Origin of the sequence: Polynucleobacter sp. AP-Nino-20-G2 (genome assembly GCF_018688235.1) — a bacterium.
In the GTDB taxonomy this organism is placed as follows: Bacteria; Pseudomonadota; Gammaproteobacteria; order Burkholderiales; family Burkholderiaceae; genus Polynucleobacter.
On record NZ_CP061313.1, the window covers coordinates 441,082 to 457,491 of the forward strand.

The following is a 16,410-nucleotide window of genomic DNA, read 5'->3' on the forward strand; positions in this document are numbered from 1 at the left end:
TTATGACCATTCAATTTAGCACCAAGATTTTCTCGCAAGCCGACACCAATAACCCTAAACAGCTTAAGGCAAGCCTGGTTACATTGTTGTCGCAAAGCTCAGATTGCTTAGTTTTAGCCTATTCAAAAGCGGATTTAGATGCCCTGGGCTCTGCAAAATCCAAAACGGGCCTGTTAGTGGAGTTGGACCGATTATTGGGCGGCTCAGTGACGCACGCCCATCTCGTGGGTGATTTGGAGGCCCAGCAAGCTTCGGTTTGTGTTTTGCGTGCTGAAAAGTCCTGGGCTGGCGCTGGCATTAAGGTTAAACGGGTTCTATTGGTCTGTCTGGGCGATGTGGCTGTTGCCAGCGCGCGTAGCTTGAATTCCTTCTCAAAGATTGCACGAGCAGCATTAAAGCAATTAAGTGGCGGATCGATTCAAAGTGCATTGTGGTTTATCCCAAGCTTTGCTTTGGGTCACCGCGCCGACTTCATCGCAGAAGAAGTACGTCTGACTATTCAATACGCGGGCGATCAAGCCTATCGTTTTGGCGTTCGTCAGCCGGCAATGAAATTTAAAGCTAAAGATAAAGCGGATACCTTCGCCCATCTCATTTTCGCGGGCAACGATGCCTGTGCGAAAGAATTAAAGGCTGCGGTTGCAGAAGGTGTGGCGATGGTTGAGGGCATGAATCTCGCCAAAGATTTAGGTAATTTGCCGCCTAACATTTGTACGCCAACCTATTTGGGTAAGGCTGCACAGGGCTTGAGCAAGAAGACTGCACTAAAAGTAGAAGTATTGGGCCGCAAACAAATTGAAGCTTTAGGTATGGGCTCATTTTTAGCTGTTGCCAAAGGTTCAGATACACCACCACAATTTATTGTGATGCGTCATCAAGGCGGTAAGGCTGGCGAAGCGCCAATTGTGTTGGTGGGCAAAGGCATCACCTTTGATACGGGCGGTATTTCATTAAAGCCTGGTGAGGCGATGGATGAGATGAAGTACGACATGTGTGGCGCGGCATCTGTGATTGGCACGATGTATGCAACTGCTTTGATGAAATTAAAAAAGAATGTCATCGGCGTCATCCCTACTTGTGAAAATATGCCTTCGGGTCAAGCAACCCGCCCAGGCGATATCGTCAAGAGCATGTCAGGTCAAACGATTGAGGTTCTCAATACCGATGCAGAAGGTCGTTTGATTTTGTGCGATGCCTTAACTTATGTGGAGCGCTTTAAACCAAAGGCTGTGATTGATGTAGCAACCCTGACTGGTGCTTGCATCATTGCTTTGGGACATGTTCACAGCGGACTTTTTTCTGAGGATGAGGGCTTGGTTAATGCGCTTACTAAAGCGGGCCATGCTTCCTTGGATACCGTGTGGCGTTTGCCATTAGATGCTGCGTATCACGAGCAGCTCAAATCGAATTTTGCTGATGTCGCTAACATTGGCGGTCGCCCTGCAGGCAGTGTCACTGCGGCGTGTTTCCTTTCTCGCTTTACTGAGAAATATAAATGGGCGCATTTGGATATTGCCGGCACTGCGTGGAAGAGTGGTGCAGCTAAAGGATCTACTGGGCGTCCGGTTCCCCTCTTGGTGAACTATTTGCTTGAGCAAAAGTAAGTCAAGAATCAAAGCAAATAAAGCGGAAGATAGTACTTATGGCCCGTATCGATTTTCATAGCAATGTCAGCGACAAGTTGGAATACGCTTGTCGTTTGACGCGCAAGATTTGGAGCGCGACCCTTGTTGGTGAACCTGTCAGAAATATTGTGATGGTAGGTGAGAAGGCGGTTCTTAAAAAACTCGATGAACTCTTGTGGACATTTAGCGCTGTCGATTTTTTGCCGCATTGTTTTATAGAGGATGAGGGCGCTGCGGATACCCCAATCTTACTGACGGATGATTTTTCATCTCCTGCGCTTACTCAGCTTCCTCATGCTGATGTGATGATTCATTTGGGTATGCGGATGCCCAAAGACGTTGCTGCATTGGTTGCTCGCTTTCCTCGAATTGTGGAAGTGGTGACTGTGAATGATGCGGAACGTTTGGCGGGGCGTGAGCGCTATAAAGCCTATCGGGATTTAGGTCACGAATTGCATAACTTTGATCAATCTAAATCTTGATTGGTCTGCACTGATGCTGATACATCCTCAATTTGATCCGGCCGCAATTCGTATTGGCTCCTTTGCGATTCATTGGTACGGCTTAATGTATCTCTTGGCTTTCGCTCAATTTTTATTACTGGGGCGTTTGCGTATTCGTGCGCCACGCTACCAAGCATTAGGCTGGACCTATAAAGATCTTGAGGATTTGTTATTCGCGGGCGTTTTGGGCGTGGTCCTCGGCGGGCGACTTGGGTACACCCTGTTTTATATGCCCGCCTATTACCTGGCGCACCCTTTGAGCATCTTCAAAATTTGGGAAGGCGGAATGTCTTTTCATGGAGGGCTATTGGGAGTTTTATTGGCGCTTCTTTGGTTTGCTGATCGCCGCAAAGTTTCCTTTTTTGTCGTGAGCGATTTGGTTGCACCACTTGTGCCGTTTGGTTTAGCGTTTGGTCGCCTGGGTAACTTTATTAATGGAGAGTTATGGGGTAGGCCTACGGATTTACCTTGGGCGATGGTCTTCCCACTAGTTGATTTAGTTCCGCGTCACCCATCCCAAATCTATCAGTTCTTTGGCGAAGGGGTTTGCTTGGGTATTCTGCTTTGGCTCTATTCGAGTCAGCCTCGTAAAGTAGGGCAGGTTTCTGGCTTCTTCTTGTTTGGTTACGGTATTTGCCGTTTCTTGGCAGAGTTTGCCCGTGAGCCAGATGCTTTCCTGGGCCTTTTGGGGCTCGGGCTTTCAATGGGGCAGTGGCTTTCTGTTCCGATGATTATTTTCGGAATTTACCTTATAGTAAGAGTAAATACGAAAAACGGCTCTTATCAGTAGCTAAAATAAGGTTTTCATAGGTCTTTTGTAGTCAATTTCATTAAATTGACTTAAATCTTCCTGGAAAGTCATAGTGAATGCGTAAGTCGCTCGATTTCTGTCTGTTTTCACCCCTGTCGAAAGAAACCCATGCTTGAAAAGCTAACCAAAGCTCGCAATTTGTCTAAGGCCAATAACGCAATCAAGCGATTGATATCGGAGCGCGGTGAATCAAATGCCTTGAGCATGGCTGATGACGTGGTGAATAACTATCGCAAATTAGCCAAAGATCAGCATGTCTCTTTCTTCACATTTTTGTTTGAGAAATTGAATCCTCAGGCTGATGCCGTTTTAAAGGCCGCTCAAAATTTCGTAGCGGATGCCAGTGCCCGTAATTACATTCAACTGCAAAAGGCATCTGAATCTCCTCGCCAGGAGTTTTTCCGCCGCCTAAATCGGGCAAGTCAGGGAACCGCAGCAGTAGTGCAAATGCGTCGCGATTTACTGCAGTTGCTCGATAAGAAGCCAGAGTTAGCCGCAGTGGATTTTGATATGCGCCACTTGCTCTCTTCTTGGTTTAATCCAGGCTTTTTGAAGATGCATCAAGTAGATTGGAAGTCTCCTGCTGAGGTGCTTGAGAAGTTGATTCAACATGAGGCAGTGCATGCTATTGATGGCTGGGATGATTTACGTCGTCGCCTTCAGCCTGACCGTCGCTGCTTTGCTTTCTTTCACCCTCAATTGCCGAGCGAACCCCTCATCTTCGTTGAGGTAGCGCTCTTGCCGGAGATTCCAACGGTGATTACACCTTTGGTGGATAAGAAGGCGGAAACCGTTGACCAGGTATCGCAATACAAGGTTGCGGTCTTCTACTCTATTAGTAACTGTGAGCCTGGTCTGCGCGGTGTTTCGATGGGCAACTTTTTAATTAAACGTGTAGCTGAGCAGTTGCATGCGGAATTTCCAGGTATTAAAACTTTTGTGACCCTTTCACCAATTCCTGGTTTTATGGATTGGGTATCTGCAGGTGCCAATTTGGGCGAAGGTGTTCCCGCTGAGCGCTTGAAGCCAAATCAAAAGACTGCGCGCGATGCGGCGTTAGCGGTTCTGAAATTGGACAGTCAATCCTGGTCTGAGCGTTTATCAGGTGGATGGCACCCGGATCTCGCTTCTGAAAAAGAAAAAGACGCATTGCTATGCCTTGCCAGTATTTATTTGGGCCTGGCTTCGACCGGGCGCGATGGTAATCCTGTCGCGAAATTCCATTTGGGTAATGGCGCCAAATTGCACCTGATTAATTGGGCTGGTGATTTATCGCGTAAAGGCTTGCGTCAATCTGCCGGATTGATGGTGAACTATTTATATGACTTGGGTAGCGTGGAAGATAACCATGAGCGCTTTGCAAATGGTGAAATCGTGTATTCAAGAGCGGTAGGGCGCCTCATGGCCCCTTAATTTTGGGGTGGCGGCTCATTTCCACTGGGAAATGGAAGTCCCCTTTAGAATAAGGGGTTTTGAAATACGCTGTAAAAATGAAGTCAACGCACCAGTTGACGTGAATATAGGAGACAGAAATGTTTAAGCAGATCAGCATTCGTTCCGCATTTTCATTGAGCACTTTAAAGAAGGCGCTCTTTTTAATTTGCGCCGCACCGCTTGCCGTCATGGCTCAAGATTGGCCAATTAAACCTATTACATTCGTCGTTCCATTCCCTGCAGGCGGAGGTACAGATGCTTTCGCTCGCCCCTTGGCAAATCAGTTGACCAAGCAGTTGGGTAAGCAAATCATCATTGATAACCGCGGCGGTGCAGGTGGTACCTTAGGCGCCTCTATCGCAGCTAAGGCCGCACCTGATGGTTATAGTTTCTTCGTAGGCGCGGCGCATCATGCGATCGCACCCGCTATGTACCCTAATTTAGATTACGACATTGAAAAGAGCTTTGTGCCTGTAGCAATGATTGCTAGCCCACCTCAGGTCATTGTTGTTAATCCTAAGAATGTTCAAGTAAAGAACTTGAAAGAATTTATTGAGCTTCTGAAGAAGAATCCAGGCAAGTTCAACTATGCAAGTGCTGGCAATGGCTCATCTCATCATTTGGCTGGCGAACAATTTAAGATGCTCACAAAGACCTTCTTGACGCATATTCCCTACCGTGGCGCCGGCCCTGCAATGCAAGATCTCATCGCGGGACAAGTAGATGTGGAGTTTGATGGTCTTGGATCTTCAGCAGCTCAAATCAAAAATGGCTCGATCGTTGCATTGGCGGTTGCCTCACAGAAGCGTGCCCCAGGTTTTCCAAACATTCCAACTGCGGCTGAAGCTGGCTTAGTGGGCTATGAGGTTTCTACTTGGTACGGTTTGTTTGCTCCTAAAGGCACTCCGCAAGCTATCGTCGACAAGATGATTGTTGAAGTGCAAAAAGCAATCAATACCCCAGAGCTCAAAACAATTTGGACCAACAATGGTTCCGATACACCTACGCTCTCAGGCGATGCGTTTGGCAAGTTTGTAGCTGCGGATATTAAGCGTTGGGGTGCGGTTGCTAAAGCTTCTGGCGCTAAGCTCGATTAACGATTTGATTTAACTTACTAGTTTTGAGGTTCTGATGAATTTATATTCACTATTGGAAAAAGGTTTTCCAAAAGATAAACAAGCATGTGCATTAGAAACACATGATGGTCTCTATTACTCTTGGGGCGATCTTGAGCGTGCAACTGCCAAGATGGCAAACCTTTTAAAAAGCCTCAAGCTGCCAGCAGGTTCTCGTGTAGCGGTGCAGGTAGAGAAGTCTCCAGAAGCTCTCTTTCTGTACCTCGCCACGATTCGGGCTGGGTATGTGTATCTGCCCTTAAATACCGCTTACCAAGCAGCGGAAATCCAGTACTTCCTAGAAAACGCAGAGCCTGCGGTAGTGGTGTGCAGCAGCAAAAATTTTTCATGGGTATCCAAGGTCGCGTTTAAGGCGGGCACTAAACATGTGTTCACCTTAGATGAAGATCGCAAGGGTACATTGCTCGAGCGAGCAGGTGGACAAAGCGATAAGTTCAAGACAGTCACTGTTAAGGACGATGATTTAGCGGCGATTCTGTATACCTCTGGAACCACTGGCCGCAGCAAAGGTGCGATGTTGACTCATAAGAACTTGGGAAGCAATGCGCAGGTTCTCCAAAAGTTCTGGGGATGGAAAAAAGGTGATGTTTTATTGCACGCACTTCCAATCTTCCATGTCCATGGTTTATTTGTTGCTGCTCATGGCGCATTGATTAATGGTAGCAAGATGATTTGGCTGCCACGTTTAGATACAGCGCAATTAATTCATCACATGCCAAAGTCGACAGTGATGATGGGTGTACCAACATTCTATGTTCGCCTCTTGGCTGATAAAAACTTCACTAAAGATGTAGCGCGCAATATGCGCTTGTTTGTATCCGGCTCGGCTCCATTGTTGACTGAGACTTTCAACACTTTCAAGGAAGTTATTGGCCAGCCGATTCTTGAGCGCTATGGCATGAGCGAAACAGTGATGTTGGTTTCTAACCCTTACAAAGGTAATCGTGTTGGCGGATCAGTTGGATTGCCATTACCAGGTGTCAAAGTACGGGTGGTTAATGAAAACAACAAGCCTTGTGGTGTTGATGAAATCGGCAGCATTCAGGTTAAGGGCCCGAACATATTCAAGGGGTACTGGCGCATGCCAGAGAAAACTGCCGAAGAATTTACAAAAGACGGCTGGTTTAAAACTGGGGACGTCGGTCGTTGGGGTGGTGATGCCAATGGCGGGAAAGCCCCAAAGGATTACCTCTGTATCGTTGGCCGTAGTAAGGATTTGATTATTTCCGGTGGCTATAACGTTTATCCAAAAGAAATCGAAAGCTTTATTGATGATATGGATGGCGTGGATGAGAGTGCGGTGATTGGTATTCCACATCCTGATTTTGGTGAAGCCGTAATGGCAGTCGTGGTACCAAAAGCGGGTGCCAAGTTGGATGCGCAAGCAATGATTGCAACCTTAAAGACACAGATTGCGAACTTTAAGATTCCTAAGCGCTTAGAAATTGTTTCTGACCTGCCTCGCAATGCGATGGGTAAAGTGCAGAAGAATATTTTGCGTCAGCAATATACCAACTAGAAGCCGAATGCTTTGCGGCTTTCATTGAACATGAAGGCCGCAAGCAAAAACAGCATGATGCCAAAGATGCGCTTGAGCTGAGCTACATCGAGTTTTCTAGCCATCTTTGCTCCCAGTGGGGCGGTAAAGATGCTGACGCCCACAATACAAAGCACTGCCGGCACATAAACAAAACCTAATGATCCCTCAGGCAGATTCGGATTTCCCCAACTGCCATACATATAGCCAACCGTGGCTGCTGCGGCAATCGGAAAGCCCAAGCCTGAAGAGCTAGCCATAGCGGTATGTGGTTTGACATTGCACCAAAGCATGAATGGCACGGTAATAAATGCGCCGCCTGCACCGACTAGACTGGCGATCACGCCTGTAAATGCCCCAAAAGAAAAAAGACCTAGAGTGCCTGGTAACTCTCGTCCGGCAGACGGTTTTTTATTGATGATCATTTGGATTGAGGTGTAAACGATAAAAATCGCAAAACACAGTGAGAGCCAGGAGGTATTGATGGCCTCAAAAATTTCGCTACCGCCAACTAAACCGCCAATGACCATCCCCGGACTAAGAGCAGCCACTAATTTCCAATCTATGGAGCTGTGTTTGTGGTGCGCCCAAATGGCGGAGGTGGTTGTAAAGAGGATGGTCGCCATTCCGGTAGCAATTGCCATATGCACTATCACGCTTTGATTAAAGCCAAGGTGATTGAATACCAGAATCATGAAGGGAACCAAAATCATCCCTCCGCCAATACCAAGTAGTCCAGCTAAAAAGCCGGATATGCTCCCGCAGAGCATGAGCATTGCGATATCGTTTATTGACATGAATTCCCCGCCTTAGCCGCTAGGCCGTCATCCTGAACCCTAAGGTTCAAGGTGGAACGGCTACTCTGTTTCGGGTGCATTAAGAAGCTCAGGGAGTGAACAGCGCGAAGCTGCCACTGTGAAGGTTCGAAACGCTCACGCCCACAAGGTAAAGATCGTTCCTGATGCTTGCGCATCGGTTCAAGGAACTATTGGCCTTGGCGAACCAGGCAGGGAAAGGCTTTGCATTAGAGCATCCACTTGATCTTCGAGTGAGTGGATCTCGCTTTGGAGGCGTGTGATTTCTTCGGGGTCTGCACCGGAAGAGGCGCTCTGTGCTGGATGCTGTTGCGAATTTTTTTGGAGAGTAATGAGGTCGCCAGCAATTTTGAGGGCGGCCATCATGCTGGCGCGTTCAATGCTGCGATTGCCGCCATTGATCGCGAGTTGGATTTGTTCATCAACCAGGGCGCAGGCTGAGCGAAGTAATGGCTCGTGCTCGGCGCTAGTGGCTAAGGTGATCTTTTGGCCGGCGAGGGTTACTTCAATGCGTTGTTGGCTCATTGTCATCCTCTGGGTTAGTTGGTGTTACTGGCTCACCAAGTAAATTCATTTGTCGGCCATCACTTTGTTCTGGTAGGCGACTTAATATGTGCTGAATTCTTTTTTGCGCGTCTTCAATTTTCAATTCAAGTTGATTGCGATCCTGCTGAATGGCTTTTACTGCATCACTCACCACTTGAATTTTCTTGGACAGCCTCTGAATCGATTCCTTGATGGGGTCGGTTTCAGTAGAGTCGTTAGATATATGAGGAGTGTGCTCGTTCATATAGGCATTGTAGCCTTAGGAAAAAGCTTTGTGAAACTCCCATTTTTCCCTTAGTTAGGCAGGGCAACCCAATCATTTCCCAGTTTTTCAAGGCGAATACGGCCTTGAAACAGCTCAATGAGCGCCTGATGTGTTTTTGGGTCCTTACTCGATCCCTGGAAATGTAATTTACCGTGATTGAGCATGATGAGATGGTCTGCTCGCAGCGCAAAATGAATTTCGTGCAAGACCGTGACCAAGGTCTTACCCTCCGCAAGCAGGGAATCTTGCCATTGTAAAAAATCAGCCTGGTGTGGTGGATCTAGATTGGCTAGAGGCTCATCCATGAGCAATATCTGTGCATTGACTGCTAGTAGTCGCGCCAATAAAGCTCGTTGACGCTCTCCACCTGATAGGAGATGTATTGGGCGATGACGTAAATTCCAGCTATCAGTTTGCTTTAAAGCCGCCTCTACTGTTGCATGATCTTCCATAGAAGGTAGGTGCAACCACCCTTGATGGGGCAGTCTTCCCAGCATGACTGTGTCATATACGCTAATGGTATCGCCCAGTTCATTGGAGTGGGTTGCGCCCTGATCAAGCCATGCAACGGTTTTAGCGAGATCCTTGCGAGAAAAAGCGCTTAATGCTTGCCCATTGATTTCGATGGAGCCGGTGTATGGAAGGAGTCCAGTCATAGCCTGCAATAAAGAAGACTTACCGGCGCCATTTGGTCCGATGATGCTGGTCCATTTACCTTGAGGAATATCCAGATCAATATTGTTGAGGATGGCGCATGGCCCTCGATAGACTGTTAAGTTAAGTACTTTCATGGGCGCCCTCCTAAAGGTGTGCGCCTAAGTAGGAATAAAAGGTAGAAGCCACCAAGTACTGCCGTAACAATGCCTACCGGGATTTCAACAGGGGCAAATAGTGTGCGCGAAATGAGATCCGAGCCCAGCAGTAAGATGCCGCCGCCAATGCAAGAGAACAATAATTGGATGCGCTGACGACCCTCCGACATCTTTCTCACTAAATGTGGTGCGGCCAAGCCGACAAAAGCAACTAAGCCAGTTTGCGCTACAGCACAGCCAGTTGCTAGTGCCAATATACCAATCAGCAATAGCCTTAACTTATCCAGAGGAAGACCTAAAGTGCGCGCAGTATTTTCACCAAGTGACAGTGCATCTAGTACTGGGCTGACAAGCATAGTCACCATTAGGCAGGCCACTAGCACTAAGCTCATCACATCTACGCCCGACCAGCTCAGAAGCGTTGTATTACCCAACATGAATGACTGAATGCTTTGAAAGAGATCTGGACGAATGAAGGTAAATAAAGAATTCGCCGCCCCAAGAATCACGCTAATGACTACGCCCGATAACAAGAGGCGCAGAGAGCTTTGGTATCCGCCTGCGAGGAGAAGGGCTGCCAGCACTCCGGTTAATGCGCCAATAAAGGCGCCGCCATTTAAACCGATGATTTCTAGCCAGACATTACCCAATGAGGCAAAGCAAAGAATGCTCCCAACGCCTAGCAGCGCGCCTGATGCGCTACCGAGTAAATAAGGGTCGGCCAAGGGATTGCGAAAAAGGCTTTGAGCAATCCCGCCAGCAAGACCCAATAAAGCCCCAGCAAGATAGGCCCCAAAAACTCTAGGTAGGCGAATATCCAGCAGGATCGCTTGATTTACTTCGGGGCTCCCCCAATAACTGCCGGTACTTCCTAATAGTGTTCCCAATAAAACAAGAACAAAGCTGATAAGAAAGAGGCCGAACAATTTGCCTAAGAAAGAATTTTTTTGCATTAGCGTGATGATGACAGCTTCTCTTGAATGCATTGCGAAATAATCAATGCCGCTTCACCCATGCGAGGGCCTGGACGAACTAGGACATCATTTTGTTCAGCGGTAAATATGCAAATACGATGATTGGATACTGCTGGAATGGCGCTCCATCCGGGGCGCTTCTGTATATCTGATGTGGTGGATTCACTCAAGAGAATGACTTCAGGTTTGGCTTGAACAACAAACTCCGGATTGATCTTTGGGAAGGGTCCGAGTGATTCCGGAATGATATTCACCAAATCTAACTGAGTCAGAATTTCTCCAATGAAGGAGTTTCTGCCTGCGGCAAATGGTGCCGGATTGACTTCAAAGTACACGCGGACATTCTTTTGCATTGAAGATAACTGTTTGTTCGCACGCATCATCTCCTTCTGGATTTGATTCCAGACCCGTTTACTTTCCGAGGTGGCAAGAAGTGCATCGAGCTTTTCAAGTCCGCGCTGTTCATCGCCCATAGATTTAATGTCGAGAGCGAAGGTTTTAATGCCCAAGCCATTTAGCCTCGCAATCAGTGGAGATGCTTTTTCTAGCAATACGACATCCGGTTTTAATTGTGTCAGCCGCTCAAGATTGACATCACCCATGCTACCCAATTTGGGAAGTGCTCGAATGGATTTTGGCCAGTTAGAAAACCGATCCACACCTACGAGACTGGAGCACTTACCAAGCGCGCAAACCGATTCAGTAATCGAGGGAATAAGGCTGACAATTCGTTGTGGTGGCCCATCAAGCGCAATAGTGTCTCCACGATCATCAACCACTGAAACAGGCGCGGCAAGGATTGCCAATGAGAAGCCCAATAAAAATAATGCAACCCCGACCAGCAAATAGCGGGCGCGAGTCGAGGCTTGCATGGCTTTGAGTTCTCTCTTATTAATTTAGAAGTTGTATTTTGCTGTTACAAAATACGTTGTTGGTGTTGTGGGATAGTAATAGTAGCCTTTGCTTGGGCTATAACCACCAGTAGTTGCGTAAGAATTTCCACCAATATTTTTGATTGTAAATCGAGCATCCCAAGAATGGATCCTATAGCTAGCATAAATATCCGCTGCAACATAAGAAGGTATCTTTGCCAATGAATTGCTTATGGATGGCGAGGCATCATAGTTTTGGTTGCCAACGTAATTCACTACAGCTCCTGTACTCCACATGCTATTGAACGCGTACTGAGCGCGAGCATTTAATAATAGGTCTGGGGATAGTCCAACACCAACTCCAGAAATGGATCCAGTGGTATAGGTGGATCTTTGTATTTTTCCGCCGCTTGCTAGAGTGAAATTTCGGGTGATGTTACTTGATGAATCAAAAAGAAATCCAGTTCGATTGATATTGCCTGCTGTATTAATGTTGCTACCAGAAGATGGATCGAAGCGAATTTCATTTTGTGTAATTGACTGGAAGATCAGTGCTGAAAGATGTGATTGACTAATACTCCAGTCACCTCCAGCTGAATACGTTTGAGAGATTTGAGGTTTTAAGATGCCATTGAAAACGGGGGCGCCATAACCGCCGTTGGCGTTTTGATCCCATCCCCAGAATTCATCGGTATTTGGAAATCGATAAGATTGATCCCACTTAACAAATAATTTTTGACCGGGTCGGTAGTTGTAGTTGAATGCAACATCGCCCGCATTAGCGGAGTATTTTTGACTTGCGCTAATGGTTGAACCGGTTGAGAGATCGTTTGTGGAAGCGTTTTGCGCCTGATGTCTAAACCCTCCGCTAGCCTCTAGCCCATCAACCACTTGTAAAGGAATTCGTGAAACAAGGTAGATGGATTGATTAAGGATGCTGACGTTTTGCTGAAGACTCGTATTGTTAAAGGTTGATCCTGACGAGTTGCTCTGTGAGGCCTGATTAAAGTCATACCCAACTACTGTAGAGCCCCACGCGCCAAAGTTTGCTTTGATCTTTGGAGAGACTGCTAGTTGCCAGTTTGGGTTTAATGAGTAGTACGGGTATGGAAGGGCTGGAGCGTTGTAGTTGGTATTCTTATTTGAGTACGTTCCATCAATATCAAAAGTTAACTGACTGTTGATTGCTTTAATAAAGCCAGCCCTAACCCCCGCATTATCGGTAGTGGTGGTGGATCCAATAAAGGCGGCTCTAGCGGATTGAGGGCTACCTGTTCCCGCTTGGCCAAGGACGGATCCCGGCGTTTGAGAGTTTGAATGGTTGAAAAATATGTCAGCGTAGATCTGGTCAATTCCGCCCAATGATTGAGTTAGCTTCCCATCAAATGAATAGGCGTTCGCTGCGGAGTTTTGTCGCCAGCCATCTGTATTGGATGTGTTGGCCGTCAGTTGCAGGGTTGTGTCGTTAACTTTATTGCGCAAAATCGCATTACCAATGACGGTGTTATAGCTACCGTAAGTCACTGATGCTTGGTTGAGATTTTTTGCGCCACCATTAGTGATGATGTTGATAACTCCACCTACTGCGCCATTGCCGTACTGAACGCTGGCTCCCCCTTGCAGGAGCTCAATTCGCTCAATGGAGTCTATCGGTATAGATTCCCAATTGATGGTGCCCGAATCTACGGGATTTAATCTCTGACCATCCACCAATATCAATGTGGTGCTGTTAGCGGTGGCGCCATAGCCGCCCATATCGACTGAAGCGTCTAGATTTAAGGGGTTACCGCTGGAGTTTTTAATGTTTAACCCGCCAATCTGTGAAAGCACTTCGGGAATGTTGTTAGAAGTCGAGTTTGCAATCTCATCTCGTGTAATCACTTTGACGTTTGCAGGAACCTCATTGAGGTTTTCTTCAAATCGCGAACCCGAAACAATGACTGTGGATTGAGAGTTTTGGGCGAGTGCAATTGCTGTGTTGAAAGATATTGCTGCGCCGCAAAATAGGGCGATTAGTGTTTTGTTGCTGAACTGCTGTTTCATGATGAACTTTCTGCCTTCGAATCACCTAGCTAACTTCCCCGTAAGCTGGGTCGAACAGAATTTCACTTGTGAGAGTTCAGGCGTCAATTGGGCATCTCGCCGGACGGCGGGGATGCTTCATCGGCGCGCGAAGGTCCCCGTCCGCAAAATTCCACCTGTCTTGGCCGGTATCCGGGCTAGTAAATCTCAGAATCTGGCCTTCCCATGCAATTGACGCGCACAGTGGCTTTATCAAATTCCTGACACCTTTACTGAAAAGTTAGGGTGCATTTACTTACCGTTGCGGGGGCAGCACACGTTTAGTGTTTCCCGTTTAACTTTGTTGCATTGCAACAAAGCACCACGACTCCGCAATTCTATCTCATGGGTATGGTTCCTAAGCCGATTTATATGTCAAAAAAGCCTACAATATGGGTTATAGGATTAAGGATTCATGACAGCATTAGATAAGCACCCCGAAAAAAACCTGATTCGCTTGCAGCTGAGCCAAAACTCAGTGCTAAAAAGCCTGGATCCGGCATCAATGGCCGAGCTAGAGCGCTATTTAGAGATCTCAGACCTCAAAAAATCAGAAATCTTGCTCCATCAAGGTGATCACCAGATGGAGCAGTACTTTGTGCTGGATGGGATTTTGAAGAGGATTGTCTCTAGTGCGGATGCAAAAGAGATGATTTTGCGCTTTGCCATTGAGAGAGATATTGAAACGAGCTACGCCGCTTGGCGCCTCAAAACAGCTGCCCCATATAGCATTGCGTCGGTTACCAAGGCTCGCGTAGCGCGGATGCCCCTTAAAAAATGGGCTGAATTTTTGGATGCCCACAAACCCCTCAAAGAGAGTTTTGAGTTTGAGGTGATGCGTTTAATGAGTGAAATCATGGCTCACACCATCACCTTGCATATGCTGGATGCTCCAGGTCGAGTAGAGCGCTTCTTGCGCAAATACGAGGACTTATTTGAGTTGCTTCCTAAAAAGGAGCTGGCCGCCTATCTCAACCTCTCTCCAGAGACATTGAGTCGCCTCAAAACGAAGCATAAAGAGCTCTTCGTCTGAGGCGAACCCCCTTCTTATTTCTAGATTTTAGGGGAAATTGACCGAAGTCAATGATGATCCCCACCCCCGAGCCTAAGATTCATCTCAGCCTCAACGGGGGTGAATTTATGGCTACCCGTGGCACTACGAATAACTTAATTGGAGACGGTTAGCGAAAGCTAAATTGCACTGAACAGTTTGTACGTTCGGGCGGTGTAATTAACTAAAAATTTCTATGACAACAGACAATCAAAATACACAAGTAACGGATGGCTTTCATCTCGTCATTGATGCTTTAAAAGCAAACGACCTTGACACCATTTTTGGTCTAGTTGGTATTCCAATTACTGACTTGTGCCGCTTGGCTCAAGCTGAAGGAATGCGCTTCATTGGTTTCCGCCATGAACAGCATGCTGGTAACGCTGCTGCGATCGCTGGTTACATGACGCAAAAGCCTGGCATCTGTATGACTGTGTCAGCGCCTGGTTTCTTGAATGGTTTGACAGCGCTTGCAAACGCAACGGTGAACTGTTTCCCAATGATTTTGATCTCTGGCTCAAGCGAGCGCGAGATCGTTGACTTGCAACAGGGTGACTACGAAGAGATGGATCAGCTCAATGCAGCTAAGCCATATTGCAAAGCTGCATACCGTATTAACCATATCGAAGATATCGGCATCGGTTTTGCTCGCGCAATTCGCGCAGCGGTTTCTGGTCGCCCAGGCGGTGTGTATTTGGACTTGCCTGCACAGTTGCTGTCTCAGACTATGCCAGTTGAAGAAGCTAAGAAGTCTATCTTCAAGGTAATCGATCCAATTCCACGTCAAATCCCTGCTGCTGATGCAGTAGAGCGCGCATTGAATGTGTTGAAAGGCGCTAAGCGTCCATTGATTCTCTTGGGTAAAGGCGCTGCATACGCACAAGCTGATGCAGATATTCGTGCCTTAATTGAGAAATCAGGCATTCCTTATTTGCCAATGTCTATGGCCAAAGGTTTGTTGCCAGACAATCACCCACAGTCTGCTTCTGCGGCGCGCTCATTTGTATTGGCTGAAGCTGATGCGGTGATGTTGGTTGGCGCACGTTTGAACTGGTTGCTTGCTCACGGTAAAGGCAAAACATGGGGTAAAGATCCTAAGAAATTTATCCAGATCGATATTCAAGCAAACGAAGTGGACAGCAACGTGCAAATCGATGCTCCATTGATTGGTGATATCGGCTCATGCGTTGGTGAACTCTTGAAGGGTATTGCTGCTGTTCCGAAGCCAAGCGCTGAATGGATTGGCGCAATCAATGAGAAAAAAGATAAGAACATGGCGAAGATGGCGGAAACACTTGCCAAAGAAGCTTCACCAATGAACTTCCATGGCGCGTTGCGTGCTATTCGTGATGTGATCAAGAAAAACCCAGACGTTAACTTGGTTAACGAAGGCGCAAACACACTTGACTATTGCCGTGCAATTGTCGATATGTACAAGCCACGTAAGCGTTTTGACTCGGGTACATGGGGCATTATGGGTATTGGTATGGGTTACGCCATTGGCGCTGCTGTTACTAGTGGCTTGCCAACTGTTGCAGTAGAGGGTGATAGTGCTTTCGGCTTTAGTGGCATGGAGTTAGAAACGATTTGCCGTTACAACTTGCCAATCACAACGGTTGTTTTCAATAACAACGGCGTGTATCGCGGTACTGACGTTAATCCAACTGGTGGCGCTGATGTTGCTCCAACAGTATTCGTTAAGGATGCGCGTTACGACAAGATGATTGAAGCATTCGGTGGCGTTGGTTATTACGTGACTACCCCTGCTGAATTAGAAGCTGCTTTGACTAAGGCGATTGCCGAAGGTAAGCCAGCTCTGATTAATGCGGTGATTGATGAAACTGCCGGTACAGAAAGTGGACGTTTAACAAACTTGAATCCATCTACTGCTGCTGGTAAGAAGTAATAAATAGGTAGCTTTTCTACATACATTGAGCAATAAATAGAAATACTTTAAGGAGAAACAAA

General features: G+C 47.0%; 14 protein-coding genes, 1 other RNA gene, 1 pseudogene and 1 riboswitch. Of the genes and pseudogenes, 8 read left to right on the forward strand and 8 right to left on the reverse strand.

What is annotated here, in order from left to right; genetic code table 11:
- Positions 1–8: 8 nt before the first annotated feature.
- The 6 genes from FD960_RS02395 to FD960_RS02420 all read left to right on the forward strand — a co-directional run bounded on the left by FD960_RS02395 (position 9) and on the right by FD960_RS02420 (position 7,028).
- Positions 9–1,604 carry a leucyl aminopeptidase gene (locus FD960_RS02395; protein WP_371817449.1) on the forward strand — a complete coding sequence of 532 codons (1,596 nt, stop codon included), beginning with the start codon at positions 9–11 and terminating at the stop codon, positions 1,602–1,604.
- 38 nt (positions 1,605–1,642) lie between these two features.
- Positions 1,643–2,107 (forward strand): DNA polymerase III subunit chi, encoded by a 465-nt coding sequence (locus FD960_RS02400; protein ID WP_215299607.1) that lies wholly within the window; start codon positions 1,643–1,645, stop codon positions 2,105–2,107.
- 13 nt (positions 2,108–2,120) lie between these two features.
- Positions 2,121–2,918 carry a prolipoprotein diacylglyceryl transferase gene (gene lgt, locus FD960_RS02405; protein WP_215299609.1) on the forward strand — a complete coding sequence of 266 codons (798 nt, stop codon included), beginning with the start codon at positions 2,121–2,123 and terminating at the stop codon, positions 2,916–2,918.
- 129 nt (positions 2,919–3,047) lie between these two features.
- Positions 3,048–4,352: a malonyl-CoA decarboxylase gene (locus FD960_RS02410; protein WP_215299610.1), complete on the forward strand. Its 1,305-nt coding sequence runs from the start codon at positions 3,048–3,050 to the stop codon at positions 4,350–4,352.
- Between the two features lie 119 nt (positions 4,353–4,471).
- Positions 4,472–5,470 (forward strand): tripartite tricarboxylate transporter substrate binding protein, encoded by a 999-nt coding sequence (locus FD960_RS02415; protein WP_215299612.1) that lies wholly within the window; start codon positions 4,472–4,474, stop codon positions 5,468–5,470.
- A 34-nt stretch (positions 5,471–5,504) separates the two neighbouring features.
- Positions 5,505–7,028: a malonyl-CoA synthase gene (locus FD960_RS02420; protein WP_215299613.1), complete on the forward strand. Its 1,524-nt coding sequence runs from the start codon at positions 5,505–5,507 to the stop codon at positions 7,026–7,028.
- Here the strand turns inward: FD960_RS02420 and FD960_RS02425 are convergent.
- The 8 genes and pseudogenes from FD960_RS02425 to FD960_RS02460 form a co-directional block, all read right to left on the reverse strand.
- Positions 7,025–7,843 (reverse strand): sulfite exporter TauE/SafE family protein, encoded by an 819-nt coding sequence (locus FD960_RS02425; RefSeq protein ID WP_215299615.1) that lies wholly within the window; start codon positions 7,841–7,843, stop codon positions 7,025–7,027. The genes FD960_RS02420 and FD960_RS02425 overlap by 4 nt on opposite strands.
- A non-coding RNA gene (gene ssrS, locus FD960_RS02430) (6S RNA) lies at positions 7,844–8,062 on the reverse strand. It abuts the gene before it with no gap.
- Between the two features lie 99 nt (positions 8,063–8,161).
- Positions 8,162–8,392: pseudogene (locus FD960_RS10550) on the reverse strand (cell division protein ZapA); the annotation flags it as partial.
- Positions 8,367–8,651, reverse strand: coding sequence for a hypothetical protein (locus FD960_RS02440; protein ID WP_215299617.1), 285 nt, complete (start codon positions 8,649–8,651; stop codon positions 8,367–8,369). The pseudogene FD960_RS10550 and the gene FD960_RS02440, both read right to left, overlap by 26 nt.
- A 50-nt stretch (positions 8,652–8,701) precedes the next feature.
- On the reverse strand, positions 8,702–9,463 hold the full coding sequence (locus tag FD960_RS02445; RefSeq protein WP_215299619.1) for an ABC transporter ATP-binding protein: 762 nt from the start codon (positions 9,461–9,463) through the stop codon (positions 8,702–8,704).
- Entirely contained in the window at positions 9,460–10,437 is a 978-nt protein-coding gene (locus FD960_RS02450) for an iron ABC transporter permease (protein ID WP_215299621.1), read from the reverse strand. The genes FD960_RS02445 and FD960_RS02450 overlap by 4 nt, the downstream gene beginning before the upstream one ends.
- Positions 10,437–11,330, reverse strand: coding sequence for an ABC transporter substrate-binding protein (locus tag FD960_RS02455; protein ID WP_215299623.1), 894 nt, complete (start codon positions 11,328–11,330; stop codon positions 10,437–10,439). The genes FD960_RS02450 and FD960_RS02455 overlap by 1 nt, the downstream gene beginning before the upstream one ends.
- A 24-nt stretch (positions 11,331–11,354) precedes the next feature.
- A complete protein-coding gene (locus tag FD960_RS02460) occupies positions 11,355–13,373 on the reverse strand; it encodes a TonB-dependent receptor (protein ID WP_215299625.1) in 2,019 nt (672 codons plus the stop codon).
- A 144-nt stretch (positions 13,374–13,517) separates the two neighbouring features.
- Positions 13,518–13,733, reverse strand: a riboswitch (cobalamin riboswitch).
- Between the two features lie 73 nt (positions 13,734–13,806).
- Between FD960_RS02460 and FD960_RS02465 the strand changes: the two genes are divergently transcribed.
- Together FD960_RS02465 and oxc are read left to right on the forward strand one after the other, a co-directional pair.
- Positions 13,807–14,424 carry a Crp/Fnr family transcriptional regulator gene (locus FD960_RS02465; RefSeq protein WP_215299627.1) on the forward strand — a complete coding sequence of 206 codons (618 nt, stop codon included), beginning with the start codon at positions 13,807–13,809 and terminating at the stop codon, positions 14,422–14,424.
- 214 nt (positions 14,425–14,638) lie between these two features.
- Positions 14,639–16,348, forward strand: coding sequence for an oxalyl-CoA decarboxylase (gene oxc, locus FD960_RS02470; RefSeq protein WP_215299629.1), 1,710 nt, complete (start codon positions 14,639–14,641; stop codon positions 16,346–16,348).
- Positions 16,349–16,410: the final 62 nt, after the last annotated feature.

Bases quoted from the DNA above. Each gene is read 5' to 3' on its own strand.
- FD960_RS02400 (WP_215299607.1), top strand. From the start codon at position 1,643: ATGGCCCGTATCGATTTTCATAGCAATGTCAGCGACAAGTTGGAATAC.
- lgt (WP_215299609.1), top strand. From the start codon at position 2,121: ATGCTGATACATCCTCAATTTGATCCGGCCGCAATTCGTATTGGCTCC.
- FD960_RS02410 (WP_215299610.1), top strand. From the start codon at position 3,048: ATGCTTGAAAAGCTAACCAAAGCTCGCAATTTGTCTAAGGCCAATAAC.
- FD960_RS02415 (WP_215299612.1), top strand. From the start codon at position 4,472: ATGTTTAAGCAGATCAGCATTCGTTCCGCATTTTCATTGAGCACTTTA.
- FD960_RS02420 (WP_215299613.1), top strand. From the start codon at position 5,505: ATGAATTTATATTCACTATTGGAAAAAGGTTTTCCAAAAGATAAACAA.
- FD960_RS02425 (WP_215299615.1), bottom strand. From the start codon at position 7,843: ATGTCAATAAACGATATCGCAATGCTCATGCTCTGCGGGAGCATATCC.
- FD960_RS02440 (WP_215299617.1), bottom strand. From the start codon at position 8,651: ATGAACGAGCACACTCCTCATATATCTAACGACTCTACTGAAACCGAC.
- FD960_RS02445 (WP_215299619.1), bottom strand. From the start codon at position 9,463: ATGAAAGTACTTAACTTAACAGTCTATCGAGGGCCATGCGCCATCCTC.
- FD960_RS02450 (WP_215299621.1), bottom strand. From the start codon at position 10,437: ATGCAAAAAAATTCTTTCTTAGGCAAATTGTTCGGCCTCTTTCTTATC.
- FD960_RS02455 (WP_215299623.1), bottom strand. From the start codon at position 11,330: ATGCAAGCCTCGACTCGCGCCCGCTATTTGCTGGTCGGGGTTGCATTA.
- FD960_RS02460 (WP_215299625.1), bottom strand. From the start codon at position 13,373: ATGAAACAGCAGTTCAGCAACAAAACACTAATCGCCCTATTTTGCGGC.
- FD960_RS02465 (WP_215299627.1), top strand. From the start codon at position 13,807: ATGACAGCATTAGATAAGCACCCCGAAAAAAACCTGATTCGCTTGCAG.
- oxc (WP_215299629.1), top strand. From the start codon at position 14,639: ATGACAACAGACAATCAAAATACACAAGTAACGGATGGCTTTCATCTC.